The sequence below is a fragment of the Sphingobacterium psychroaquaticum genome (assembly GCF_004421025.1).
Taxonomy (GTDB): domain Bacteria; phylum Bacteroidota; class Bacteroidia; order Sphingobacteriales; family Sphingobacteriaceae; genus Sphingobacterium; species Sphingobacterium psychroaquaticum.
The window spans coordinates 515,900-537,082 of sequence record NZ_CP038029.1; the positions used below are offsets into that span (position 1 = coordinate 515,900).

Genomic DNA, 21,183 nt, shown 5'->3' on the forward strand with positions numbered 1-21,183 from the left:
AGGTAATGGAAGCAACAAAAAAACTTAAGAAGTCTGTCCTTATCAGACAACGCAAAGAGCAGGAAAAAGCTCAAGTAGGAGGAGCCTCTACCGCCAAGTTATTGAACTGCCCTACTTCGCCTCGTAAGATGCGTCTAGTGGTGGATCTTATCCGTGGCGAGAAAGTAGAGACTGCACTTTATATCTTGAAACATACAGGTAAAGAAGCGGCTATCCGTGTGGAGAAATTGTTATTATCAGCAATTAAAAACTGGGAAGCTAAAAACGAAGGTGCTTCGTTAGAAGACAGCGCACTTTTCGTGAAAGAAGTATCTGTAGGCGGTGGTCGTCAATTGAAAAGATTACGTCCGGCTCCTCAAGGTCGCGGTTACAGAATTCGCAAGCGTTCAAACCACGTGACTTTGATCGTAGATAGTTTAAAAAACGTTAACAACTAATATTAATAAGAATGGGACAAAAAGCAAATCCAATAGGTAGCAGATTAGGTATCATCAAAGGATGGGACTCTAATTGGTTCGGAGGCAACAACTATTCTGACAAGTTGGTTGAGGACGAAAAAATCAGAAAATATCTTTCTGTACGTATCGCTAAAGGTGGCGTAGCAAAAGTTGTTATTGAAAGAACTTTGAAACGTATCACTGTTACTATCCACACTGCACGTCCAGGAATCGTTATCGGTAAAGGTGGTCAAGAAGTTGACAAGATCAAAGAAGAGTTGAAAAAACTGACTAAAAAGGATGTTCAAATCAACATTTTCGAGATCAAACGCCCTGAGCTAGATGCGAAATTGGTAGCAGAAGGTATTGCTAAGCAATTAGAAGCGCGTATTTCATTCCGTCGTGCAATGAAAACGACTATTGCTTCAACAATGCGTATGGGTGCTGAAGGTATCAAAGTAATGTGTTCTGGTCGTTTAGGTGGTGCTGAAATGGCACGTACTGAGCAGTACAAAGAAGGAAGAACTCCACTTCACACATTGCGTGCAGATATCGATTATGCATTAGCAGAAGCATTGACTACTTACGGTAAAATCGGTGTTAAAGTATGGATCTGTAAAGGTGAAGTTTACGGTAAACGTGACTTATCTCCTAACATCGGTCAAACTTCAGGCGTAAAATCACGTGGCGGAAACGAAGGTGGTGATCAACGTCGTGACAACCGTAACAAAGGTGGTCGTGGTGGTAACAACCGTGGTGGAAACCGCGGAGGTGCTAAAAGAGATTAATTAATAACAAGATTTAAAAGTGTCCGCCTGCGGGCGGATTAAAATAAAATACGAACATGTTACAGCCAAAAAGAACGAAGTTCAGAAAGATGCAGAAAGGCCGTATGAAAGGTAACGCTTCTCGTGGAGCGGAATTAGCTTTCGGTTCTTTCGGTATCAAATCACTGGAGCCAGCATGGATCACTAGCCGTCAGATTGAGGCTGCACGTATTGCCGTTACACGTTACATGAAACGTGAAGGGCAAGTATGGATCCGTATCTTCCCTGATAAACCTGTTACGAAAAAACCTGCAGAGGTACGTATGGGTAAAGGTAAGGGTGCTCCTGAATACTGGGTAGCAGTAGTACGCCCAGGCCGTATGTTATTCGAAGCAGAAGGTGTGCCTTTAGAAATTGCTAAAGAAGCACTTCGCCTTGCTGCACAGAAACTTCCGGTTCAAACTAAGTTTGTTATACGTAGAGACTACGTAGAAGCATAAAATCGTTGGTAATGTCAATTAGTTTAGCCTTGTGGCCGTTACCCACAAGGCAACTCATAACTTGAATTGATAACCCAGCATAACAATTGATAAAAATGAAAAATTCAGAAATTATCGAATTATCACAAGAGGATTTAACAGCTCGTCTTAAAGAAGAGAAAGCTGCTCTTAACAAGTTGAAATTTGCACATGCTGTTTCTGCAATTGAAAATCCAAATGCAATCAAAGCTGCACGTAGAAACATCGCTCGCATCGCGACTGAAGTATCTAAACGTAAAAACGTAGCTAAATCTGAAACAGCCTCTGAGGCGTAAAAAGTAAAGTCGAAATGGAAAGACAATTAAGAAAAACAAGAATCGGCTTAGTAGTTAGCAACAAGATGGACAAATCTATCGTAGTAGCTGTTGAACGTAAAGTAAAACACCCTATCTATGGTAAATTCGTTAAGAAAACTACTAAATTCAAAGCTCATGACGAAACAAATACCTGCGGTATCGGCGACACGGTATTGATTATGGAAACTCGTCCGCTGAGTAAAACGAAGAACTGGAGATTAGTAGAAATTTTAGAAAGAGCTAAATAAGATGGTACAACAGGAATCAAGACTAAATGTAGCTGACAATAGCGGTGCTAAAGAAGTTTTAGTAATCCGTGTGTTGGGCGGTACGCGTAAGCGTTATGCATCTATCGGTGATAAAATCGTTGTTACCGTTAAGAGCGCTATTCCTTCAGGGAACGTAAAAAAAGGATCAGTTTCAAAAGCTGTTGTCGTACGTACGAAAAAAGAAATCCGTCGTAAAGATGGTTCTTACATTCGTTTCGATGACAATGCAGCAGTATTGTTAAACAACAACGATGAACCACGTGGAACACGTATTTTCGGCCCTGTGGCACGTGAATTACGTGAGAAACAATTCATGAAGATTGTATCACTAGCACCGGAGGTTTTATAATTATGGCACAAAAATCAAATACAACTCACAAAATCAAGATTAAAAAAGGTGATTTAGTGAAAGTTATCGCTGGTAACTCTAAAGGTGTTCAAGGAAAAGTTAAAGAAGTTTTAATCGATGCGAACAGAGCGGTTGTTGAAGGCGCTAACATCGTGAAAAAACACACAAAACCTAGTGCGGCTAATCCTAATGGTGGTATCATTGAGAAAGAAGCTGCTATCAACATCTCTAACATCGCTTTAATCGATCCTAAAACAGGTGCTACAACACGTGTTGGTCGTAAAGTGAATGCAGATGGCAAAATTGTTCGTTACGCTAAAAAATCAGGGGAGGAAATTAAATAATGACTTACGTACCAAGATTAAAAGCGAAATATGCGGAAGAAATCCGTACAGCGCTTAAAGAAAAATTCCAGTATAAGAGCGTTATGCAAGTTCCTAAACTGGAGAAAATAGTTGTTTCTCAAGGTATCGGTGCGGCTACTGCTGACAAGAAATTGATCGACAGTGCTATTACAGAATTAACGACTATCACTGGTCAACAAGCTGTAGCAACGAAATCTAAGAAAGATATCTCTAACTTTAAATTACGTAAAGGTATGCCAGTTGGTGCACGTGTTACACTTCGTGATAACATGATGTACGAATTCCTTGACCGTTTGGTGGCTGTATCTTTGCCTCGTATCCGCGACTTCCGTGGTATCAACGATAAAGGCTTTGATGGTAGAGGTAACTATAACTTAGGTATTACTGAGCAGATTATCTTCCCAGAGATCAACATTGACAAAATCAATAAGATCCAAGGTATGGATATCACGTTTGTAACTTCTGCTGGAACTGATGTTGAAGCATTAGAGTTACTAAAACAATTCGGTTTACCATTCAAAAATCAAAATCCAACTAACAATGGCTAGAGAAGGTGTAAAAGCACGCGAAGTAAAGCGTCAAAAATTGGTGGCTAAGTTTGCAGAGAAACGTGCAGCGCTTAAAGCAGCAGGTGACTACGCAGCATTAGACAAATTACCAAAAAATGCTTCCCCAGTACGTTTGCACAACCGTTGTAAATTAACTGGCCGTCCTAAAGGATATATGCGTCAATTCGGTATCTCTCGTGTAACATTCCGTGAGATGGCTCTTGATGGTAAAATCCCGGGAGTGACAAAAGCTTCTTGGTAATAAGAGAAAAAAAAATTACTTTTGCCCGGATAAACCCCACAAGGGTTTATCGGGTTTTTTTCGTATTGCAAAAATTTTTAACAGATAATAGGTCTTTCCCTAGGGTAGGGAGGGAAACCGTTGTCACAAATTAGTTCTATAATGAATACAGATCCAATAGCGGATTACCTTACACGAGTAAGGAATGCCATTAAGGCCAACCACCGGGTTGTTGAAATTCCTGCATCGAACCTTAAAAAAGAGATCACTAAAGTTCTTTTTGACAAAGGTTACATTGCTAATTACAAATTCGAAGAAGAAGGACCTCAAGGTTCTATCAAAGTTGCTTTGAAGTACCACCCAATTAGCAAAATTCCGGCTATTCGCACTTTGACACGTGTGAGTAAACCTGGTTTAAGAAAGTATGCAAGTGTGGAAGACATGCCACGTGTTTTGAATGGTTTGGGTATCGCAATCTTGTCAACTTCTAAAGGAGTGATGACAGATAAAGAAGCCCGCTTACAAAATGTAGGTGGTGAGGTTTTATGTTACGTTTATTAATCTAGGTAAAAAACACAAAAGAAATGTCAAGAATTGGAAAAGCGCCTATTGCTATTCCTTCGGGAGTATCGATCTCGGTATCAGATAAAAATCTGGTAACGGTTAAAGGACCGAAAGGCGAACTAACACAACAAGTAGATAGCGACATTACAGTTAAAGAAGAAGATGGAAACATCCTTGTAACTCGTCCTACTGAACAAAAGAAACACAAAGCATTACATGGATTGTACCGCGCCTTAATCAATAACATGGTTGTAGGTGTTACAGAAGGTTACAAAACTACACAAGAACTTGTCGGTGTAGGTTACCGTGCTTCAAACACTGGTAATACACTAGAGTTAACCCTAGGTTTCTCTCACCAGATCGTTTTCGTATTGCCAAAGGAAATTACTGTTACAACAACTGCTGAAAAAGGTAAGAACCCAACGATTACGTTGGAGTCTATCGACAAACAATTAGTAGGTCAAGTTGCGGCGAAAATCCGTAGCTTCCGTAAGCCAGAGCCTTACAAAGGTAAAGGTGTTAAGTTTGTTGGTGAAGTATTAAGAAGAAAAGCAGGTAAATCAGCTAAAAAATAATAACGATGGCAGCAAATAAAACATCTCGCAGAGAGCGAATCAAAAAAGGAATTAGAAAAAACCTGACTGGATCGACTGAGCGTCCACGTTTATCCGTTTTTAGAAGCAACAAAGGTATCTACGCGCAACTTATTGATGACACAACTGGTAAAACTATCGTTTCTGCCTCTTCAGTGTCTAAAGACTTTGCCGCAGCAGGTACTAAAGTAGAGCAATCGAAAGCAGTTGGTAAATTAGTTGCAGAGAAAGCTGTAGCAGCAGGTATTAGCAAAGTAGTTTTTGACCGTAACGGGTATTTATACCATGGCCGTGTGAAATCATTGGCTGAAGGTGCACGCGAAGGCGGTTTAGACTTTTAATCGATAAGAACATGGCATTAAGCAATATAAAAAGAGTAAAATCAAGCGAGATTGAATTAAAAGATCGCTTAGTAAGCATCCAACGTGTAGCGAAAGTTACTAAAGGTGGTCGTACCTTCAGTTTCTCGGCTATTGTCGTTGTTGGTGACGAAAACGGAATCGTTGGTTACGGTTTAGGAAAAGCTAAAGAGGTTACTGAAGCGATTACTAAAGGTATCGACGATGCAAAAAAGAACTTGATCAAAGTTCCTATTATCAATGGTACTGTTCCACATCAGCAATATGGTAAATATTCTGGTGGTCGCGTTTTAGTAAAACCGGCTGTTGGTGGTACAGGAGTACTTGCAGGTGGCGCGATGCGTGCTGTCCTTGAGAGTGCTGGTATCAAAGACGTATTAGCGAAATCATTAGGTTCTTCTAACCCACACAACGTTGTGAAAGCGACAATCGATGCATTAGCTAGCTTACGCGACGCTTACACGGTAGCGCAAAATCGCGGCGTCGATTTGAATAAAGTATTTAACGGTTAATTATCATGGCAAAAATCAAAATCACCCAGATAAAGAGCGTTATCGACAGAAGCGAGCGCCAAAAGAGAACTATTGAGGCTTTAGGTCTGAGAAAGATCAATCACTCAGTAGAAGTAGAAGCTACGCCTGCCATCATCGGTATGGTGAGAAAAGTGAACCACTTAGTAGCTATCGAAACTATCTAATAGTATTTAATGTTAATGGAAAGGTCCTTTCGGATTCTTTCCATTACGTTTGTTAATAGAATTATTAATTGTTGTGACCTGTTTAGTGAGAGCGAAGGCGCAACACAATCTTAAAAAAATGAATTTAAGTAATTTAAAACCAGCAAAAGGTTCTGTAAAAAGTAGCAAACGTATTGGTAGAGGTCAAGGTTCTGGCCGTGGTGGTACTTCCACTCGTGGTCACAAAGGTGCTGGATCACGTTCCGGACACTCTACAAAAATCGGTTTCGAAGGTGGTCAAATGCCTTTGCAACGCCGTGTGCCTAAATTTGGTTTCAAAAACATCAACCGCGTTGAATATGTAAGTGTAAACTTAGACGTTCTTCAAGGTCTTGTAGAGAAACACAATTTGACTGCGGTTGATTTCGATACGTTCAGAACTTATGGTTTAGCTTCTAAAAACGATGTAGTAAAAGTACTAGGTCGTGGCGAGTTAACAGCCAAAGTAGAAGTTAAAGCACATGCTTTTTCAGCTTCAGCACAAAAAGCTATTGAAGCTGCTGGTGGTTCTATCGTAAAACTATAACATTACATGAAGAAACTAATCACAACCTTAACCAATATATGGAAAATAGAAGAGCTGCGTAATCGTATTATTACGACGCTGTTGCTTCTTCTTATCTACCGTATCGGATGTCACGTGGTTCTACCAGGTGTCAACCCTGATGCATTAGCAGCGAAAAGCGGTAACAATGGCAACAACATTTTAGATCTGATCAATATGTTTGCCGGAGGATCTTTCTCCCGTTCTGCAATTTTTGCTTTAGGTGTAATGCCTTACATTTCTGCATCGATCGTCGTTCAATTATTGGGGATAGCGGTTCCAGCGTTTCAAAAAATGCAAAAAGAAGGTGAATCTGGTCGTAAAAAAATGAGCCAGATTACACGTTACCTAACATTGGCCATCACGTTGGTACAAGCTGTTGCTTATGTGAAAACACAAGTTCCGGCAGAAGCAAAAACGATTGCTGAGCCTTTGTTCTCTATTCTTTCTGCTATTGTATTGACTGCAGGTACCATGTTTGTGATGTGGCTTGGTGAAAAAATTACAGATAAAGGTATCGGTAACGGTATTTCTCTTATCATTATGGCCGGTATTATTGCGCAATTACCAGGAGGCATCGTTGCCGAATGGGGATCACGTATGAGCCCAAGTGGTGGTGGACCAATTCCGTTGTTGATTGAATTTGTCGCGCTTTTCTTTGTCGTTATTTTTGCGATTCTTGTTGTGCAAGGTATCCGTAAGGTTCCTGTACAATATGCAAAGAAAATTGTGGGCAATAAGCAAGTCGGTGGTGTACGTCAGTATATTCCTTTAAAAGTGAATGCTGCCGGTGTTATGCCGATCATTTTCGCACAAGCGATTATGTTCCTACCGATGGCCTTATCTCAATTTTTTCCGAATTTACAATCTGAGTTTCTTGCCTCTTTGAGCAACTATACTTCGGTGGCGTATAATGTAACTTTCGCCGTATTGATTATTGCGTTTACATTTTTCTATACGGCTATCATGGTTAATCCACAGCAAATGTCGGAGGACATGAAGAAGAATGGTGGTTTCATTCCAGGTATTAAACCAGGGCACGACACCAATGTATTTATTGATAATGTAATCTCACGTATCACTTTCCCAGGTGCATTGTTTATTGCAATTATTGCAATTATGCCTGCACTTGCTGGTAAGATGGGTGTTAACAACCAGTTTGCACACTTCTACGGAGGTACATCACTATTGATTTTGGTTGGTGTAGTTTTAGATACACTTCAGCAGATTGAAAGTCATTTATTAATGCGTCATTATGATGGATTGATGAAGACAGGTAGGGTAAAAGGCCGCTCTTCAGCAGCCCCAGTGGAAGGTATTGATCAATCAGCAATTTAATAAATGTCTAAAGTTTATTATAAAACAGAAGAACAAATCGAGCAAATACGAGAGTCGGCTAACGTACTCTCGTCCTTGCTTGCTGAAATTGCAAAGGTTATCAAGCCGGGCATTACCACGCTATCTCTTGATAAGTTAGCTTTTGACTATATTCAGGACCATGGTGGCACACCAGCCTTTTTAAATTATCATGGTTTTCCATTCTCTTTATGTATATCAGTGAATGATCAAATTGTTCACGGCTTTCCAAGTGATTATATAATTCAGGACGGTGATTTAGTCTCTGTTGACGGTGGTGTGAATCTTCGTGGTTTTATTAGTGATTCAGCATATACTTTTGGTGTAGGTGAAATTTCTGCCGAAGCGCAGCAGTTACTTGATGTAACAAAAGGTTCTTTGCTGAAAGGTGTGGAGCAAGCTGTAGCAGGTAAACGTGTGGGTGATATTTCCTCCGCCGTGCAGGAGCATGTTGCGCCGTACAACTATGGTATCGTGCGAGAACTTGTAGGACATGGTGTAGGTTTACATCTTCACGAGAAGCCAGAGGTGCCGAACTACGGTAAACGAGGTTCGGGACCGAAATTGGAAGAAGGTTTAGTGATTTGTATCGAGCCGATGATCAACGCAGGAAAGGCAGGTGTAAAATTTTGGGATGATGGATGGACAGTAAGTACCATCGATGGTAAACTTTCGGCGCACTTCGAACAGATGGTTGCCATCCGAAAGGGAACGCCCGATGTGTTACTGACCTTTGATGAGGTTGAGAAAGTTTTGAGTAAAAAGTAATTGGGTTTCAATATTTTTTATTTATCTTTGCACTCCTGTTTGTGCAGGCTAAAATGTAAATTAAGTTAAAATATGGCTAAACAAGCCTCAATAGAACAAGACGGTATAATTAGAGAAGCACTTTCTAATGCTATGTTCCGGGTAGAGTTAGAAAATGGGCATGAAATTATTGCTCATATTTCAGGTAAGATGCGTATGCACTATATCAAGATTTTGCCAGGAGATAAAGTAAAATTGGAAATGTCTCCTTATGATTTAACGAAAGGACGGATCACGTATCGTTACAAATAACGGTTCGTTGTCGGTCTGTATTAGCTTTTAAAATATTATTACAATGAAAGTAAGAGCATCTATAAAAAAACGTAGCGCGGACTGCAAAATCATCCGTCGCAAAGGAAAAGTTTTTGTAATTAACAAAAAGAACCCTAAGTTCAAGCAACGTCAAGGGTAAGTTTATTTAACATAATCGCTTAAAATATTATATGGCAAGGATAGCAGGTATAGATTTACCTAAAAACAAAAGAGGCGTTATTGGCCTTACCTATATATTCGGTATCGGTCGTAACACGGCTGCTTACATCTTGAATAAAGCAGGTATCAGCGAAGACGTTAAAGTATCGGAGTGGAATGATGATCAATTGGCGGCTATTCGTACAATCATCAACGAAGAGGTTAAAGTTGAAGGCGCATTGCGTTCTGAAGTTCAATTGAACATCAAGCGTTTAATGGATATTGGTTGTTACCGTGGTCTTCGTCACCGTAAACACTTACCAGTTCGTGGTCAACGTACTAAAAACAACTCTCGTACACGTAAAGGTAAACGTAAGACAGTTGCAAACAAGAAAAAAGCTACTAAATAATAAATAAGAAATGGCTAAAAGTAAAAAGGTTACTAAAAAGCGTATCGTCGTTATCGAGCCTGTTGGTCAAGCTCATATCAACGCTACCTTTAACAACATCATCGTTACTTTAACGAATAATCAAGGACAGACAATTTCATGGTCTTCTGCAGGTAAGATGGGCTTTAGAGGTTCTAAAAAGAACACACCTTATGCAGCATCTCAAGCAGCGCAAGACTGTGGTAAAGTAGCACATGATTTAGGCTTACGTAAAGTAGAAGTTTTCGTAAAAGGCCCAGGTGCTGGACGTGAGTCTGCAATTCGTACACTACAAACTGTAGGTATCGATGTTACTACGATCAAGGATATTACACCACTTCCGCACAACGGTTGTCGTCCTCCAAAACGTAGAAGAGTTTAATAATTTTTATTGTTTAAGATAAGATTCTTCGGCTAAAGGCTGATAGATACTTCAAACAGAGAGAAAAAATGGCAAGATATACAGGACCTAAGTCCAAAATAGCTCGTAAATTCCGGGAACCAATTTTTGGCCCAGATAAGGCATTAGAGAAAAAAAATTACCCTCCTGGACAACACGGTCCTTCAAAAAGAAGAGGTAAACAATCTGAATACGCTATTCAGTTGTTAGAAAAACAAAAAACAAAATACACTTACGGTGTGTTGGAGCGTCAATTCCGTACTTTGTTCGGTAAGGCTTCTGCAAAACAAGGTATCACTGGTGAGAACTTCTTGAAATTATTAGAAGCTCGTTTAGATAACGTTGTTTACCGTTTAGGTATCGCTACTTCACGTGCAGCTGCGCGTCAATTAGTGTCACACAAGCACATTACAGTTAACGGCGGTGTCGTTAATATTCCATCATATAGCTTACGTCCAGGTGATGTAATCGCAGTTCGCGAGCGTTCTAAAACTCTAGAAGCTATCTCTGCATCTGTAGAAGGTAGAAAAATCAACAAATTTGGTTGGTTAGAGTGGAATGCGAATGAGTTGCAAGGAACATTTGTTACTTTCCCAGAAAGAGCAGATATCCCTGAAAACATTAAAGAGAACTTAATCGTAGAGTTATACTCTAAATAATAAAATAGCAGAAGCAAGCGTGATTCTTGGAATCATGCTTCTTTTGTTGTATTTTACGTTTATTATTAAAAACTTTTAAAAAGAAATAAATGGCAATTTTAGCATTTCAAAGACCGGATAAGGTTATCATGCAAAAATCAACTGATTTTGATGGTACTTTCGAATTTCGTCCATTAGAGCCAGGTTTTGGTGTAACTATTGGTAATGCTTTGCGCCGTATTTTATTGTCCTCATTAGAAGGATATGCAATTACGTCGGTAAGGTTTTCAGGCGTTTCGCACGAATTCTCTACGATCAAAGGTGTTGTTGAAGATGTAACAGAAATCATCCTTAATTTAAAGCAAGTGCGCTTTAAAAAGACAGGTGAGCAAGGTGATAACGAAAAAATCTTTGTTGTAATCAACGGTCAAGAACAGTTCAAAGCTGGCGATATTACTAAATTCTCCAATAATTTCGAGGTATTAAACCCTGAAATGGTGATTTGTAATATGGACAACGCTGTTACTATTGAAGTTGAATTATCAGTAGCTAAAGGACGTGGTTATGTAAATGCTGAAGAAAATAAAGTTACTGATGGTCCTGTAGGTTTTATCGCTGTAGATTCAATCTATACACCTATCAAAAATGTAAAATATACAATTGAGAACTACCGTGTAGAACAAAAGACTGACTACGAGAAATTGTTGTTAGACATTTCTACTGATGGTTCTATTCACCCGGAAGAAGCACTTAAAGAAGCGGCTAAGATCCTTATCCAACACTTTATGTTGTTCTCTGACGAGAATATGTTGTTAGAATCTCAAACGAAAGAAGAAACTAAGGTTGTTGACGAGGAAATCTTACACATGCGTAAGATCTTGAAAACTGAATTAGTTGATCTAGACCTTTCTGTTAGAGCATTAAACTGTTTAAAAGCAGCTGATATCAGAACTTTATCTGAATTAGTTACTTATGACGTAGCTGATATGCTTAAATTCAGAAACTTCGGTAAAAAATCTTTAAGCGAGATCCAAGAACTAGTGAAATCTAAAGGCTTATCTTTTGGTATGAATTTATCAAAGTATAAACTGGACGAAGAATAATATTTAATATAATACAAGCGACCTGTTGCGTAATTCCCTTTAAAATTAAGTTTAAGAAAGACGGTACGCACAAAAACAAAACAAAATGAGACACGGAAAAAAAGTAAACCACTTAGGCCGCACTGACAGTCACCGTAAGGCGATGTTAGCTAACATGGCGACTTCATTGATTAAGCACAAACGTATTACTACAACTTTGGCTAAAGCTAAAGCTTTACGTACGTATGTTGAACCTTTAATCACTAAATCTAAAAACGACACAACTCACTCTCGTCGTACGGTATTCGCGTACCTTAAAGACAAGGATGCAGTGACTATTCTTTTCCGTGAAATTTCGGAAAAAGTAGCTACACGTCCAGGTGGTTACACACGTATTATCAAAATGGAAAACCGTTTAGGTGATAACGCAGAAATGGCGTTCATCGAATTGGTAGATTACAATGAGGTATACGGTACTGTTGTTAAAGAAGAGAAAAAAGCTACACGACGTCGTGGTGGTGCTAAGAAAAAAGCCGCTGCTGAGACTGCTGAAGCTGTAGAGGTTGTTGAAGAAGTTAAAGCTGAAGAAGCTGCAACTGAAGAAGCTCCTAAAACAGAAGAGAAATAAGACAAATCGTCTTTTTCAATAAAAAGAAAGCCTATCTGCAACAGCATGATAGGCTTTTTTTATGCACTTAATACTATATTTGTAACTTGGGTTTTGTACCTCTTATTTAATAAAGATAATGGACTTATTTAATGTTTATCCGATCAATCCTATAAATATTGTTAAAGCGAAAGGCTCAGCAGTATGGGATGAGGCAGGTGTAGAATACTTAGACTTGTATGGCGGCCATGCCGTAATCTCTATTGGACATACGCACCCGCATTATGTTGAATCATTAACCTCCCAATTGAGTAAAATTGGTTTCTATTCCAATTCAGTTGAGATCCCGATTCAGAAGCGATTAGCATCGCTACTTGGCGAGGTATCTAAGAAGGACGATTATGCACTTTTCTTGTGTAATTCCGGTGCGGAAGCAAATGAAAATGCGCTTAAGCTCGCTTCTTTTTATAATAAACGAAAGAAAGTAATTGCTTTTGATAAAGCTTTTCATGGTCGTACGTCGTTAGCAGTAGCTGCCACGGATAATCCCTCCATTGTGGCGCCAGTAAACGAAACCGATAATGTTGTCTTCCTACCTTTTAATGATGAGGAGGCGTTGTCTGCTTATTTTGCAGCACATGGGGATGCAGTTTCCTCTGTAATTATCGAAGGTATTCAAGGTGTTGGGGGCATTCGTGAAGCCTCTATTCCATTTTTGAAATTAATCCGTACGTTATGTGATCAGTATAATGCTGTTTTTATTGCAGATTCAGTACAGTGTGGTTATGGTCGTACAGGTGATTTCTATTCGCATGATTATGCTGGTGTCTCTGCTGATATTTATACCATGGCTAAAGGAATGGGTAATGGTTTCCCGATCGGAGGGATAGCAATTGCTCCTAAATTCGTTGCAACTTATGGTATGTTAGGCACTACATTCGGTGGTAATCATTTAGCATGCGCTGCTGCATTATCCGTTTTGGAAGTTATAAAGTCTGAAAATCTGCTTGTTAATGCACGTGCCGTAGGTGATTACCTATTGGAAGAATTACGTGGTTTCGATAAAGTAACGGAAGTGCGGGGTAGAGGTTTAATGATCGGTGTAGAGTTACCGGTGGAGCTGGCTTCGGTCAAGAAGGATCTATTAATTAAGAATCGAATTTTTACAGGAGAAGCAAAACCGAATGTTATTCGTATTTTGCCAGCTCTGAATATCAATAAGGATATTGCTGACCGCTTTTTGGAAGCATTGGATGAGCGCTTGAAGAACGCTTAAAGGGTAGCTCGTGCTTTTCAGACGTTGAGGGGCACGAGCTAAAAGCCTGCCAGCGTTGGAAAGGTTCACGCCAGCATGTAGCAGCGATGTAAACAGCAAAGAACGTCATTGCGAACCTGAGGAGCAAAGATGTGGCATTCTTCTAGAGGATAATTGACGAAGAACTCAATACGGTAGCTTTTTGTCGCGATAAGGGATAGATTTAGTATATATATTATAAATAATATGGAAAAATTTTTTTCAGTCGAAGATGTCGACGAATTAGATAAAGTTGTTCAAGAGGCTTTGTCTCTTAAAGCTAACCCACACGAACATAGTGAGCTGGGTAAACATAAGATGTTAGGTTTAGTGTTTTTGAATCCTAGTCTTCGGACACGTTTGAGCACGCAAAAAGCTGCCATCAATCTTGGTATGGATGTTATGGTGATGAACATGGACAAAGACGGGTGGGCGCTGGAGACGCAAGATGGTGTTGTGATGAACGGGACAACGGTAGAACATATTCGGGAAGCTGCCGCTGTAATGGGGGAGTACTGTGATATTCTAGGCCTTCGTTCTTTTCCGGGACTAAAGGATCGTGAATTGGACTACAGTGAGGATCTATTTAATAAATTTGTTAAATTCTGTGGGGTTCCTGTAGTCTCTTTGGAAAGTGCAACACGTCACCCACTACAAAGCTTAACGGATCTTATCACCATTACTGAACACAAGAAGGTTCAAAAACCAAAGGTCGTATTGGCATGGGCTCCACATATCAAAGCGTTGCCGCAAGCTGTTCCTAATTCTTTTTCGGAATGGATGTGCAAAGCACAGGAACAGGGGCTGGTGGAGTTTACGGTAGCTCATCCTGTAGGATATGAGTTGCATGAGGACTTTACCAAAGGGGCTACGATTGTCAATGATCTGGATGCAGCGTTGGATGGTGCTGATTTTGTATATGTAAAGAACTGGTCTTCCTACCGTGATTATGGGAAAGTATTTCCTGTTCTTCAAAATTGGATGCTCGACAATCAGAAGCTTAAATTAACGAATGATGCAAAAGTTATGCACTGTTTACCTGTGCGTAGAGATCTGGAACTAGCATCGGAAATCCTTGATGGGCCAAATTCTTTGGTAATTAAGGAAGCAAGCAACCGTGTTTGGGCTGCGCAGGTAGTGTTGAAAAGAATGTTAGCGAAATTAAAATAATAAAAATTACGAATGGGTAGTGTGCTGAATGTTATAAAGATCGGTGGAAATGTTATCGATGACGAGGATCAATTGCAAGTTTTCTTAGAGAAGTTTGCAGCGCTGCAAGGCAAAAAGATCTTAGTGCATGGAGGAGGAAAAATAGCTACGCGTCTAGCTGCAGATATGGGGATTGAGGCCAAAATGATTGATGGTCGTCGCGTGACCGATCAGCAGATGTTAGATGTGGTGACGATGGTCTACGCCGGACTTACAAACAAGAATATTGTCGCGAACCTGCAAAAATTTGGTAGTGATGCCTTGGGCTTATGTGGTGCCGATGGAAACGTTATAAAGGCAATTAAACGTCCTGTTAAAGATATTGATTACGGCTTTGTGGGCGATATATTGGTGGATTCGGTGAATACCTTGAGTATCAAAAAGTTTTTAGAAGCGGGTTTCGTACCTGTTTTTTCTGCTATTACGCACAATGGACTAGGGCAATTGCTCAATACGAACGCCGATACTATTGCCTCAGCCTTAGCTGTGGCATTATCTAAAGTGTACGAAACTAGACTGATCTATTGTTTCGAAAAAAATGGTGTATTGCGTGATGTAACTGACGATAGTTCAGTCATAAAAACGATTAAAAGTGATGATTTTGAGCGATTGAAATCAGCAGGTATTATTTATGAAGGGATGATCCCGAAATTGGAAAATGCTTTTCTAGCTATTGCCAGAGGGGTGAAAAATGTTTACATTGGTAACGCCCTAAACCTTCATCTCTATCAGCAAGGTGAATTTGGTACCTGTTTGGTGTCAAAATAGATTCACTATACCACTTTTGTAAGAGGCGCTGAGGGATGATTTATTTATATCCTATGAGCAAAATTACAATTATAGGTAGCGGAAATATTGGTCTTTCGCTAGCCAAAGGACTTGTGAAGTCAGCCTTATTTACGGCAGACAAGATCACATTGACAAGACGCAACATACAGGCTTTACAAGAGGAGGCTGAAGCTGGCTTTAATGTCAGTGATAATAATCCACTTGCTGTACGGACGGCTGATATTATTGTTTTGGCTATTTTGCCACAGCAACTCCGTAAAATAATGGAGGAAATAAAAGAGGACGTGCGACCCGATCAGGTTATTGTGTCTGTTGTGTCCGGTGTTTCGTGTGCCGATGTTAAAGCTGTTTTAGGCGATCACTTACAAGTTGTTCGTGCGATGCCTAATACCGCGATTGCGATTGGACAGTCCATGACTTGTATTGCTACAGATGATGCGCAAGTGGAAGCCGTAGCCCAGGTTGAACGCCTTTTCGAGGCGGTAGGAGCTGTCGTTGTTATTCAAGAAGACTTAATGACTTCAGCAACGGCGCTATGTGCTTGTGGGATTGCTTTCTTTTTACGAGCGATTCGAGCGGCATCGCAAGGCGGAGTGGAAATTGGTTTTCATGCGCACGATGCTTTAAAGATGGCGGTGCAAACCGCGAAAGGGGCGGCTGACTTACTCTTACAGACACAAAATCACCCTGAAGGAGAAATAGATAAGGTTACTTCGCCGAAAGGGTGCACTATTGCAGGACTTAACGAGATGGAACACAATGGTTTTAGTTCTGCTTTTATAAAAGGTATTAAGCTTTCTGCTAAGAAAGCAGGAGGACTATATAATGACTAAATCTGTTGAGGTTTTAATTGCTGATAGTATCACCTTACTAAAGCAGTTGATCTCCACGCCTTCTTTTAGTCGAGAAGAGGAGAAAACAGCGGTGTTAATCGAGATGTTTTTGCAGGAACGAATGGTCTCTTTTGAACGGTCTGGAAATAACATCTGGGCATTTAATAAACATGTTGATGCGAATAAGCCAACGATACTTCTTAATTCTCATCACGATACCGTAAAACCTAATCCCGGCTATACCAAGGACCCTTTCGCTCCGATCGTGGAGGATGGTAAATTGTATGGATTAGGAAGTAATGACGCCGGAGGATGCCTAGTCGGTCTCCTTGCTGCTTTTCTATTTTACTACGACCGTGAAGATTTACCTTATAATCTTTGTTTTCTTGCGTCAGCTGAAGAAGAGATATCTGGTAAGAATGGTGTGGAGGAAGCGCTAAATCATATCGAGGGTATCGACTTTGCGATTGTAGGCGAACCCACATTGTTGGATTTGGCTGTCGCGGAAAAGGGATTAATGGTGCTTGACTGTGAAGCTACTGGTGTTTCCGGTCATGCGGCAAGAGAAGAAGGAGAAAACGCAATCTATAAAGCAATGGCTGATATCGATTGGTTTCGCCGCTATACCTTCGAAAAAGAGTCTGATTTTTTAGGCCCCGTAAAGATGTCCGTAACGTTAATCAATGCAGGATCTCAGCATAATGTAGTGCCAGCCTCGTGTACCTTTGTCGTGGATGTACGTACGACAGATGTGTATAGTAACACCGAAGTGTTGGAGGTTATTAAAGAGCATGTGCAATCCAAAGTAACGGCAAGATCTGTACGTCTTAACTCTTCTCGGATTGGCTTAGATCATCCCATCGTACAATCGGGACTAAGCCTGGGAAAAAAAACATATGGAAGCCCCACGATGAGCGATCAAGCATTAATTCCGTTTCCTTCTCTAAAAGTTGGGCCTGGAGACTCGGCACGCTCACATACCGCTGATGAATTTATTTATCTTAAAGAAATTGAGGATGGAGTTCGGTTCTATATAGCCCTACTTCGTAATGTAATATAAAAAAAGGCTGGTCATGACCAGCCTTTTTTTATAACGTTATTTGTCGTTTAATGCTTTCTTCCAAGGATATGATCGTCTCGGTGCGTTGTATCCCAGTCAGCGCTTGGATGTCCTCGTTTAGGACTTTTCGTAGATGTGCCGTATCGCGGCATACAATTTTTGCAAAAGCACTGTATTGTCCCGTACAATAATGAAGTTCTACAACCTCTTTTATGTTCTGTAATTGTTTTACGGCATCTGCATATTGAGATCCTTTCTCTAAATAGATCCCTAAGAAGGCTGTGATGTCAAAACCAACCTTTTGAGGGTTGATAATTAGCTCGGATCCCTTAATAATTCCCAGTTCTTCCATCTTTTTCATGCGTACATGGATGGTTCCTCCTGAAACTATAAGCTTTTTGGCTATTTCTGTGTAAGGAATTGATGCGTTTTCCATTAAAATAGACAAAATTTGGATGTCTAGATTGTCTAAATCGTAATTTGAATACTTTTTATCCATAAAAATGGTATTAATTGCTTTTTAAAATGTCTATTTTTTATAAATCAAGTAAAAATAAAATAATATTTGCAGCAAATGCTAATATATTTTACATTTGTATTAACAAAACGAAATAAAAAACGTTTTGTTTTTAAAAATAGCATGTTACTTCCCTCAAAATAACATAGGTTTATAATTGGTTAGCGTTGAACCTTCTCGCCCGAGAAGGTTCTTCCATTTTTATCCAGTTATAAACGATATCTGCTCTTTTATTATTTTTTCAAAAATAACAAGATTTTTTTTAATTTGATTTTATATTTTGTAAAAATATCCTCATTATTTGTGAAAATTCAAATATTGTGCCAATCTATTATGTGCTTTACGCAAAAGCTATGTGTTTGATTTTTCGTATATTTAAATGATAAGTGGCTATTTGCATCCTAGATTGAAAGTAAATTGGAAGTGTTGTAAAGGAGGATGTTTCATATAGCCTAAAAAAGAAAAGTGTTATGGAGATAGATGATGTAAGAATCTCACGTAAGAAACCAATTTATCCGGTAGGAAATGGTTTAGCCAAGTACTTAAAGATTTACCAACGTGATGGTCGCTTTCCGGTGGGCTATAAGGACTTGTTGAATTTTACGGAAACAGTCCCTGTCATGGATAAATATGGTAATGATACCTTTTGGGAAACACCGCTATATCCGCCTTATCTACAGGATCAATTATATAACGGTCTAAAGGTGATATATGCCATTCTTAAGGCTTCGGGAAATACACGGATTGTACAGCATAAAATTATCGACCGGATCGAGTACTGTGCCTTTGGTAATACCAAACCTTTCCGTATTCGTATTATCAATACATTAAATGATGTATATGATTACTTCTACGTAAAGCAAGCAGATGCTTCGCGGATTTATGGATTGGAACTTGAAGAGATTCTTTCGCCCAATCAAGTGAATTACCTGGTGGATCGAGATACGCTGGTGGAAGAGCATATCGTGGGTATTCCGGGAGATGTATTCAGTAAAGGGCAAATTTACACGCCCGATTATAATCAAACCCGTATTGCAAAAGAATTTGTGAAATTCAATGAACGTTGTATTATCTCCTTGTTGGGAGACATGCGGGCGTATAATTTTGTGGTCCAGATTACGCCGGATTTTGATGATTTCCAATTCCGTATCCGTGCTATAGATTTTGATCAACAATTCTATGAGGGTAACCCGAAGGTTTATATGCCGCAGTATTTTAAGGAAAACTTACCATATGTAAAGCTTGCAATGGATCATCTGAACGAAAAGACAGTTCTGCAATACCAACAGGAGGAACGCTCTTCTATTGTTCATCGTGTACGAAGTGAGCGACATCGCATTAAGGATCTGCGTGACGCCTCCAGTCAGCAAGTATTGTCTACATCTGAAAACATAGATAGGCTGCGTCGAGGTTATGCTGCTTTTTACGGCAATGACGCCTATGCTAAATGTCGGACGATGACCGATATTGTAGAGTTAAATGTTAAAAATGTTATCCGGCAGGTGACGCTCTAGCGGATTCTTTTTTGATTGTCTTTGGCAAAAGCTTCCCAACCAGAATAGCTTTTGCTATCTGTTAGAGTGTTTTGCTGAAAGGCATGACATACTGCAACAGCTAGACCATCTGTCGCATCTAGAAACTCTGGAGATTCATTGAATTTTAGTAAGTTTTTGAGCATAGCCGCCACTTGTTCTTTACTGGAGCTACCATTTCCTGTAACAGATTGTTTGATTTTACGTGGAGCGTATTCGAAAATAGGTATATCCACGTTTAATGCCGCAGCCATTGCAACGCCTTGTGCCCGACCTAGTTTAAGCATGACCTGAATGTTTTTTCCATAAAATGGCGCTTCTAGGGCCATGCAGTCTGGTTTGTATTCATCAATCAATGCAGAAACTTTCTTGAAGATACGTTGAAGCTTTAGGCCTTGGTCTTCTAAGTGTCCCATTTTAACGACACCGAGACTGATTAAGGTTAACTTGCTACCTTTTTGATGTATCAGTCCATATCCCAAAACTATGGTTCCGGGGTCTATTCCTAGGATTATTCGTTCTTTAGCCTTCTCACGTTGCATGATGCAATAATACAATTTTAACTTGGTATGTAAGGCGTCAGAAGTGCGCAAAAATTAGTAACATTGTGCTCTTATTTAGCGTACAAGTGACGAAAGAACAAAAGAAATACGTAAATCTTATTATTAAGCTCGTTATCGTTGGTATGGCGATGTGGTTTATTATTTCTAAGATTAATAATCAAGAAAACCTGCGTTCTTTTCAGAATTTAATGGCGCGTATCGACCCTTGGGTTGTTCGTGCGACGTTGACTTTAGTTGTCGTGATGATGTTCGCAAATTGGGCATTGGAGATTGTGAAATGGAAATACCTGAGTCGACGAATTGAGCCGATCAGTTGGTGGACGGCAGTGAAATCCGTGTTTTGTGGCTTGACTTGGGCGATCTTTACGCCTAATCGGATTGGGGAATATGGTGGGCGTGTCATGTTGCTGAAGCCTGAGAATAGGGCTTCGGGTGCCGTCGCGATGGGGGTCGGTTTGTTTGCCCAATTGGTTCTTACCAGTGTTTTTGGAGCTTTAGCCATCGCCTGGTTTATCTGTACCTATTTGCCAACGCCAGGAGCCGTAGAGTTTGCTGTTTGGCTTTTAGCTATTATCTATGCCGTAGCTTTTGTTGTCTTGTATTTTAATGTCGCCTGGGTTGATTACATTGTTGGGCGTATAGGTTTCCTGAAAAAGATCAAGCCTTTCTTTAAGGTGCTAGAAGATTTCTCTGTTCGCGAATTGTTACATGTGCTATTATTGTCTCTGGCTCGTTTTGTTATTTTCACCTCGCAGTATATTGTACTTATGATGGTGATTTTACCCGAATTACCGTCCATTCCGATGGTACTTCTTATTTTTATTTTGTTCTTCGTTCAATCTGCGGTTCCCTCGCTGGATATTTTTGACTTTAGCGTACGTAGTTTTGTTGCAAGCAACTTGTATCGCTATATTACGGATCAGGAGCTGGCTGTTATGGCAATTGTTTCTTGTATTTGGTTCGTAAACCTTATTGTGCCCGCTATTATCGGGTCTTTTTTTGTTTTTAACGTAAATTACGTCGGTGGTAGTAAGTCTTAGTTTCTTTTTG

The 21,183-nt window shown here is 39.8% G+C and carries 33 protein-coding genes; 31 read left to right on the forward strand and 2 right to left on the reverse strand.

The window, feature by feature from the left end:
* Positions 1-5 precede the first annotated feature (5 nt).
* The 29 genes from rplV (at position 6) to E2P86_RS02230 (ending at position 17,521) form a co-directional block, all read left to right on the forward strand.
* Positions 6-437: a 50S ribosomal protein L22 gene (gene rplV / locus E2P86_RS02090; protein WP_085472371.1), complete on the forward strand. Its 432-nt coding sequence runs from the start codon at positions 6-8 to the stop codon at positions 435-437.
* Between the two features lie 11 nt (positions 438-448).
* Entirely contained in the window at positions 449-1,225 is a 777-nt protein-coding gene (gene rpsC, locus E2P86_RS02095) for a 30S ribosomal protein S3 (RefSeq protein WP_085472370.1), read from the forward strand.
* 56 nt (positions 1,226-1,281) lie between these two features.
* On the forward strand, positions 1,282-1,704 hold the full coding sequence (gene rplP, locus E2P86_RS02100) for a 50S ribosomal protein L16 (protein ID WP_085472369.1): 423 nt from the start codon (positions 1,282-1,284) through the stop codon (positions 1,702-1,704).
* Between the two features lie 95 nt (positions 1,705-1,799).
* Positions 1,800-2,018: a 50S ribosomal protein L29 gene (gene rpmC / locus E2P86_RS02105; protein WP_085472368.1), complete on the forward strand. Its 219-nt coding sequence runs from the start codon at positions 1,800-1,802 to the stop codon at positions 2,016-2,018.
* 14 nt (positions 2,019-2,032) lie between these two features.
* Positions 2,033-2,287 carry a 30S ribosomal protein S17 gene (gene rpsQ, locus E2P86_RS02110; RefSeq protein WP_085472367.1) on the forward strand — a complete coding sequence of 85 codons (255 nt, stop codon included), beginning with the start codon at positions 2,033-2,035 and terminating at the stop codon, positions 2,285-2,287.
* 1 nt (position 2,288) lies between these two features.
* On the forward strand, positions 2,289-2,657 hold the full coding sequence (gene rplN, locus E2P86_RS02115) for a 50S ribosomal protein L14 (protein ID WP_037498951.1): 369 nt from the start codon (positions 2,289-2,291) through the stop codon (positions 2,655-2,657).
* A 2-nt stretch (positions 2,658-2,659) separates the two neighbouring features.
* Entirely contained in the window at positions 2,660-3,001 is a 342-nt protein-coding gene (gene rplX / locus E2P86_RS02120) for a 50S ribosomal protein L24 (protein WP_085472366.1), read from the forward strand.
* Positions 3,001-3,570: a 50S ribosomal protein L5 gene (gene rplE / locus E2P86_RS02125; RefSeq protein ID WP_085472365.1), complete on the forward strand. Its 570-nt coding sequence runs from the start codon at positions 3,001-3,003 to the stop codon at positions 3,568-3,570. Before rplX ends, rplE begins: the two co-directional genes overlap by 1 nt.
* Positions 3,563-3,832 (forward strand): 30S ribosomal protein S14, encoded by a 270-nt coding sequence (gene rpsN, locus E2P86_RS02130; protein ID WP_085472364.1) that lies wholly within the window; start codon positions 3,563-3,565, stop codon positions 3,830-3,832. Before rplE ends, rpsN begins: the two co-directional genes overlap by 8 nt.
* Positions 3,833-3,973: 141 nt before the next feature.
* The gene (rpsH, locus tag E2P86_RS02135; RefSeq protein WP_085472363.1) at positions 3,974-4,372 is read left to right on the forward strand and encodes a 30S ribosomal protein S8; all 399 of its coding nucleotides are present in this window, start codon (positions 3,974-3,976) and stop codon (positions 4,370-4,372) included.
* Between the two features lie 23 nt (positions 4,373-4,395).
* The gene (rplF, locus tag E2P86_RS02140; RefSeq protein ID WP_085472362.1) at positions 4,396-4,950 is read left to right on the forward strand and encodes a 50S ribosomal protein L6; all 555 of its coding nucleotides are present in this window, start codon (positions 4,396-4,398) and stop codon (positions 4,948-4,950) included.
* A gap of 5 nt (positions 4,951-4,955) precedes the next feature.
* Positions 4,956-5,309 (forward strand): 50S ribosomal protein L18, encoded by a 354-nt coding sequence (gene rplR / locus E2P86_RS02145; protein ID WP_085472361.1) that lies wholly within the window; start codon positions 4,956-4,958, stop codon positions 5,307-5,309.
* An 11-nt stretch (positions 5,310-5,320) separates the two neighbouring features.
* Positions 5,321-5,839 (forward strand): 30S ribosomal protein S5, encoded by a 519-nt coding sequence (rpsE, locus tag E2P86_RS02150; protein WP_085472360.1) that lies wholly within the window; start codon positions 5,321-5,323, stop codon positions 5,837-5,839.
* Between the two features lie 5 nt (positions 5,840-5,844).
* Complete coding sequence (gene rpmD / locus E2P86_RS02155; protein WP_085472359.1) at positions 5,845-6,024, forward strand: 50S ribosomal protein L30; 180 nt, start codon at positions 5,845-5,847, stop codon at positions 6,022-6,024.
* A 118-nt stretch (positions 6,025-6,142) separates the two neighbouring features.
* Positions 6,143-6,589 carry a 50S ribosomal protein L15 gene (gene rplO / locus E2P86_RS02160; RefSeq protein ID WP_085472504.1) on the forward strand — a complete coding sequence of 149 codons (447 nt, stop codon included), beginning with the start codon at positions 6,143-6,145 and terminating at the stop codon, positions 6,587-6,589.
* Positions 6,590-6,595: 6 nt separating this feature from the next.
* A complete protein-coding gene (gene secY, locus E2P86_RS02165; RefSeq protein ID WP_085472358.1) occupies positions 6,596-7,945 on the forward strand; it encodes a preprotein translocase subunit SecY in 1,350 nt (449 codons plus the stop codon).
* A 3-nt stretch (positions 7,946-7,948) separates the two neighbouring features.
* On the forward strand, positions 7,949-8,731 hold the full coding sequence (map, locus tag E2P86_RS02170; protein WP_134430442.1) for a type I methionyl aminopeptidase: 783 nt from the start codon (positions 7,949-7,951) through the stop codon (positions 8,729-8,731).
* Positions 8,732-8,803: 72 nt separating this feature from the next.
* Complete coding sequence (gene infA / locus E2P86_RS02175; protein ID WP_002997456.1) at positions 8,804-9,022, forward strand: translation initiation factor IF-1; 219 nt, start codon at positions 8,804-8,806, stop codon at positions 9,020-9,022.
* A gap of 43 nt (positions 9,023-9,065) precedes the next feature.
* Entirely contained in the window at positions 9,066-9,182 is a 117-nt protein-coding gene (ykgO, locus tag E2P86_RS02180) for a type B 50S ribosomal protein L36 (RefSeq protein WP_013665024.1), read from the forward strand.
* A gap of 31 nt (positions 9,183-9,213) precedes the next feature.
* A complete protein-coding gene (rpsM, locus tag E2P86_RS02185; protein ID WP_085472356.1) occupies positions 9,214-9,591 on the forward strand; it encodes a 30S ribosomal protein S13 in 378 nt (125 codons plus the stop codon).
* Between the two features lie 10 nt (positions 9,592-9,601).
* Positions 9,602-9,991, forward strand: a complete 390-nt coding sequence (gene rpsK, locus E2P86_RS02190; protein WP_085472355.1) for a 30S ribosomal protein S11 — start codon at positions 9,602-9,604, stop codon at positions 9,989-9,991.
* Between the two features lie 68 nt (positions 9,992-10,059).
* Positions 10,060-10,668 (forward strand): 30S ribosomal protein S4, encoded by a 609-nt coding sequence (gene rpsD, locus E2P86_RS02195; protein ID WP_085472354.1) that lies wholly within the window; start codon positions 10,060-10,062, stop codon positions 10,666-10,668.
* Between the two features lie 89 nt (positions 10,669-10,757).
* Positions 10,758-11,750, forward strand: coding sequence for a DNA-directed RNA polymerase subunit alpha (locus E2P86_RS02200; RefSeq protein ID WP_085472353.1), 993 nt, complete (start codon positions 10,758-10,760; stop codon positions 11,748-11,750).
* 85 nt (positions 11,751-11,835) lie between these two features.
* Positions 11,836-12,357, forward strand: a complete 522-nt coding sequence (gene rplQ, locus E2P86_RS02205) for a 50S ribosomal protein L17 (protein WP_085472352.1) — start codon at positions 11,836-11,838, stop codon at positions 12,355-12,357.
* 118 nt (positions 12,358-12,475) lie between these two features.
* Positions 12,476-13,612 carry an aspartate aminotransferase family protein gene (locus E2P86_RS02210; protein WP_134430445.1) on the forward strand — a complete coding sequence of 379 codons (1,137 nt, stop codon included), beginning with the start codon at positions 12,476-12,478 and terminating at the stop codon, positions 13,610-13,612.
* Positions 13,613-13,837: 225 nt separating this feature from the next.
* Entirely contained in the window at positions 13,838-14,800 is a 963-nt protein-coding gene (locus E2P86_RS02215) for a Rossmann-fold NAD(P)-binding domain-containing protein (RefSeq protein ID WP_085472350.1), read from the forward strand.
* A gap of 12 nt (positions 14,801-14,812) precedes the next feature.
* Positions 14,813-15,607 carry an acetylglutamate kinase gene (gene argB / locus E2P86_RS02220; RefSeq protein ID WP_085472349.1) on the forward strand — a complete coding sequence of 265 codons (795 nt, stop codon included), beginning with the start codon at positions 14,813-14,815 and terminating at the stop codon, positions 15,605-15,607.
* A gap of 53 nt (positions 15,608-15,660) precedes the next feature.
* Entirely contained in the window at positions 15,661-16,461 is an 801-nt protein-coding gene (gene proC, locus E2P86_RS02225) for a pyrroline-5-carboxylate reductase (protein WP_085472348.1), read from the forward strand.
* Positions 16,454-17,521 (forward strand): M20 family metallo-hydrolase, encoded by a 1,068-nt coding sequence (locus E2P86_RS02230; RefSeq protein WP_085472347.1) that lies wholly within the window; start codon positions 16,454-16,456, stop codon positions 17,519-17,521. The genes proC and E2P86_RS02230 overlap by 8 nt, the downstream gene beginning before the upstream one ends.
* Before the next feature lie 28 nt (positions 17,522-17,549).
* On the opposite strand, the gene E2P86_RS02235 is transcribed toward E2P86_RS02230, so the two are convergent.
* Positions 17,550-18,020 carry an Lrp/AsnC ligand binding domain-containing protein gene (locus tag E2P86_RS02235; protein ID WP_085472346.1) on the reverse strand — a complete coding sequence of 157 codons (471 nt, stop codon included), beginning with the start codon at positions 18,018-18,020 and terminating at the stop codon, positions 17,550-17,552.
* 488 nt (positions 18,021-18,508) lie between these two features.
* On the opposite strand from E2P86_RS02235, the gene E2P86_RS02240 reads away from it, so the two are divergent.
* Entirely contained in the window at positions 18,509-19,552 is a 1,044-nt protein-coding gene (locus E2P86_RS02240) for a hypothetical protein (RefSeq protein WP_085472345.1), read from the forward strand.
* Here E2P86_RS02240 and ruvC read toward each other — a convergent pair.
* Complete coding sequence (gene ruvC / locus E2P86_RS02245; RefSeq protein ID WP_085472344.1) at positions 19,549-20,112, reverse strand: crossover junction endodeoxyribonuclease RuvC; 564 nt, start codon at positions 20,110-20,112, stop codon at positions 19,549-19,551. The genes E2P86_RS02240 and ruvC overlap by 4 nt on opposite strands.
* A gap of 65 nt (positions 20,113-20,177) precedes the next feature.
* On the opposite strand from ruvC, the gene E2P86_RS02250 reads away from it, so the two are divergent.
* Positions 20,178-21,173 (forward strand): lysylphosphatidylglycerol synthase domain-containing protein, encoded by a 996-nt coding sequence (locus E2P86_RS02250; RefSeq protein WP_240775559.1) that lies wholly within the window; start codon positions 20,178-20,180, stop codon positions 21,171-21,173.
* The last annotated feature ends 10 nt before the right edge of the window (positions 21,174-21,183 follow it).

Coding starts and splice junctions, on each gene's coding strand:
- rplV (WP_085472371.1), top strand. CDS start 6: ATGGAAGCAACAAAAAAACTTAAGAAGTCTGTCCTTATCAGACAACGC.
- rpsC (WP_085472370.1), top strand. CDS start 449: ATGGGACAAAAAGCAAATCCAATAGGTAGCAGATTAGGTATCATCAAA.
- rplP (WP_085472369.1), top strand. CDS start 1,282: ATGTTACAGCCAAAAAGAACGAAGTTCAGAAAGATGCAGAAAGGCCGT.
- rpmC (WP_085472368.1), top strand. CDS start 1,800: ATGAAAAATTCAGAAATTATCGAATTATCACAAGAGGATTTAACAGCT.
- rpsQ (WP_085472367.1), top strand. CDS start 2,033: ATGGAAAGACAATTAAGAAAAACAAGAATCGGCTTAGTAGTTAGCAAC.
- rplN (WP_037498951.1), top strand. CDS start 2,289: ATGGTACAACAGGAATCAAGACTAAATGTAGCTGACAATAGCGGTGCT.
- rplX (WP_085472366.1), top strand. CDS start 2,660: ATGGCACAAAAATCAAATACAACTCACAAAATCAAGATTAAAAAAGGT.
- rplE (WP_085472365.1), top strand. CDS start 3,001: ATGACTTACGTACCAAGATTAAAAGCGAAATATGCGGAAGAAATCCGT.
- rpsN (WP_085472364.1), top strand. CDS start 3,563: ATGGCTAGAGAAGGTGTAAAAGCACGCGAAGTAAAGCGTCAAAAATTG.
- rpsH (WP_085472363.1), top strand. CDS start 3,974: ATGAATACAGATCCAATAGCGGATTACCTTACACGAGTAAGGAATGCC.
- rplF (WP_085472362.1), top strand. CDS start 4,396: ATGTCAAGAATTGGAAAAGCGCCTATTGCTATTCCTTCGGGAGTATCG.
- rplR (WP_085472361.1), top strand. CDS start 4,956: ATGGCAGCAAATAAAACATCTCGCAGAGAGCGAATCAAAAAAGGAATT.
- rpsE (WP_085472360.1), top strand. CDS start 5,321: ATGGCATTAAGCAATATAAAAAGAGTAAAATCAAGCGAGATTGAATTA.
- rpmD (WP_085472359.1), top strand. CDS start 5,845: ATGGCAAAAATCAAAATCACCCAGATAAAGAGCGTTATCGACAGAAGC.
- rplO (WP_085472504.1), top strand. CDS start 6,143: ATGAATTTAAGTAATTTAAAACCAGCAAAAGGTTCTGTAAAAAGTAGC.
- secY (WP_085472358.1), top strand. CDS start 6,596: ATGAAGAAACTAATCACAACCTTAACCAATATATGGAAAATAGAAGAG.
- map (WP_134430442.1), top strand. CDS start 7,949: ATGTCTAAAGTTTATTATAAAACAGAAGAACAAATCGAGCAAATACGA.
- infA (WP_002997456.1), top strand. CDS start 8,804: ATGGCTAAACAAGCCTCAATAGAACAAGACGGTATAATTAGAGAAGCA.
- ykgO (WP_013665024.1), top strand. CDS start 9,066: ATGAAAGTAAGAGCATCTATAAAAAAACGTAGCGCGGACTGCAAAATC.
- rpsM (WP_085472356.1), top strand. CDS start 9,214: ATGGCAAGGATAGCAGGTATAGATTTACCTAAAAACAAAAGAGGCGTT.
- rpsK (WP_085472355.1), top strand. CDS start 9,602: ATGGCTAAAAGTAAAAAGGTTACTAAAAAGCGTATCGTCGTTATCGAG.
- rpsD (WP_085472354.1), top strand. CDS start 10,060: ATGGCAAGATATACAGGACCTAAGTCCAAAATAGCTCGTAAATTCCGG.
- E2P86_RS02200 (WP_085472353.1), top strand. CDS start 10,758: ATGGCAATTTTAGCATTTCAAAGACCGGATAAGGTTATCATGCAAAAA.
- rplQ (WP_085472352.1), top strand. CDS start 11,836: ATGAGACACGGAAAAAAAGTAAACCACTTAGGCCGCACTGACAGTCAC.
- E2P86_RS02210 (WP_134430445.1), top strand. CDS start 12,476: ATGGACTTATTTAATGTTTATCCGATCAATCCTATAAATATTGTTAAA.
- E2P86_RS02215 (WP_085472350.1), top strand. CDS start 13,838: ATGGAAAAATTTTTTTCAGTCGAAGATGTCGACGAATTAGATAAAGTT.
- argB (WP_085472349.1), top strand. CDS start 14,813: ATGGGTAGTGTGCTGAATGTTATAAAGATCGGTGGAAATGTTATCGAT.
- proC (WP_085472348.1), top strand. CDS start 15,661: ATGAGCAAAATTACAATTATAGGTAGCGGAAATATTGGTCTTTCGCTA.
- E2P86_RS02230 (WP_085472347.1), top strand. CDS start 16,454: ATGACTAAATCTGTTGAGGTTTTAATTGCTGATAGTATCACCTTACTA.
- E2P86_RS02235 (WP_085472346.1), bottom strand. CDS start 18,020: ATGGATAAAAAGTATTCAAATTACGATTTAGACAATCTAGACATCCAA.
- E2P86_RS02240 (WP_085472345.1), top strand. CDS start 18,509: ATGGAGATAGATGATGTAAGAATCTCACGTAAGAAACCAATTTATCCG.
- ruvC (WP_085472344.1), bottom strand. CDS start 20,112: ATGCAACGTGAGAAGGCTAAAGAACGAATAATCCTAGGAATAGACCCC.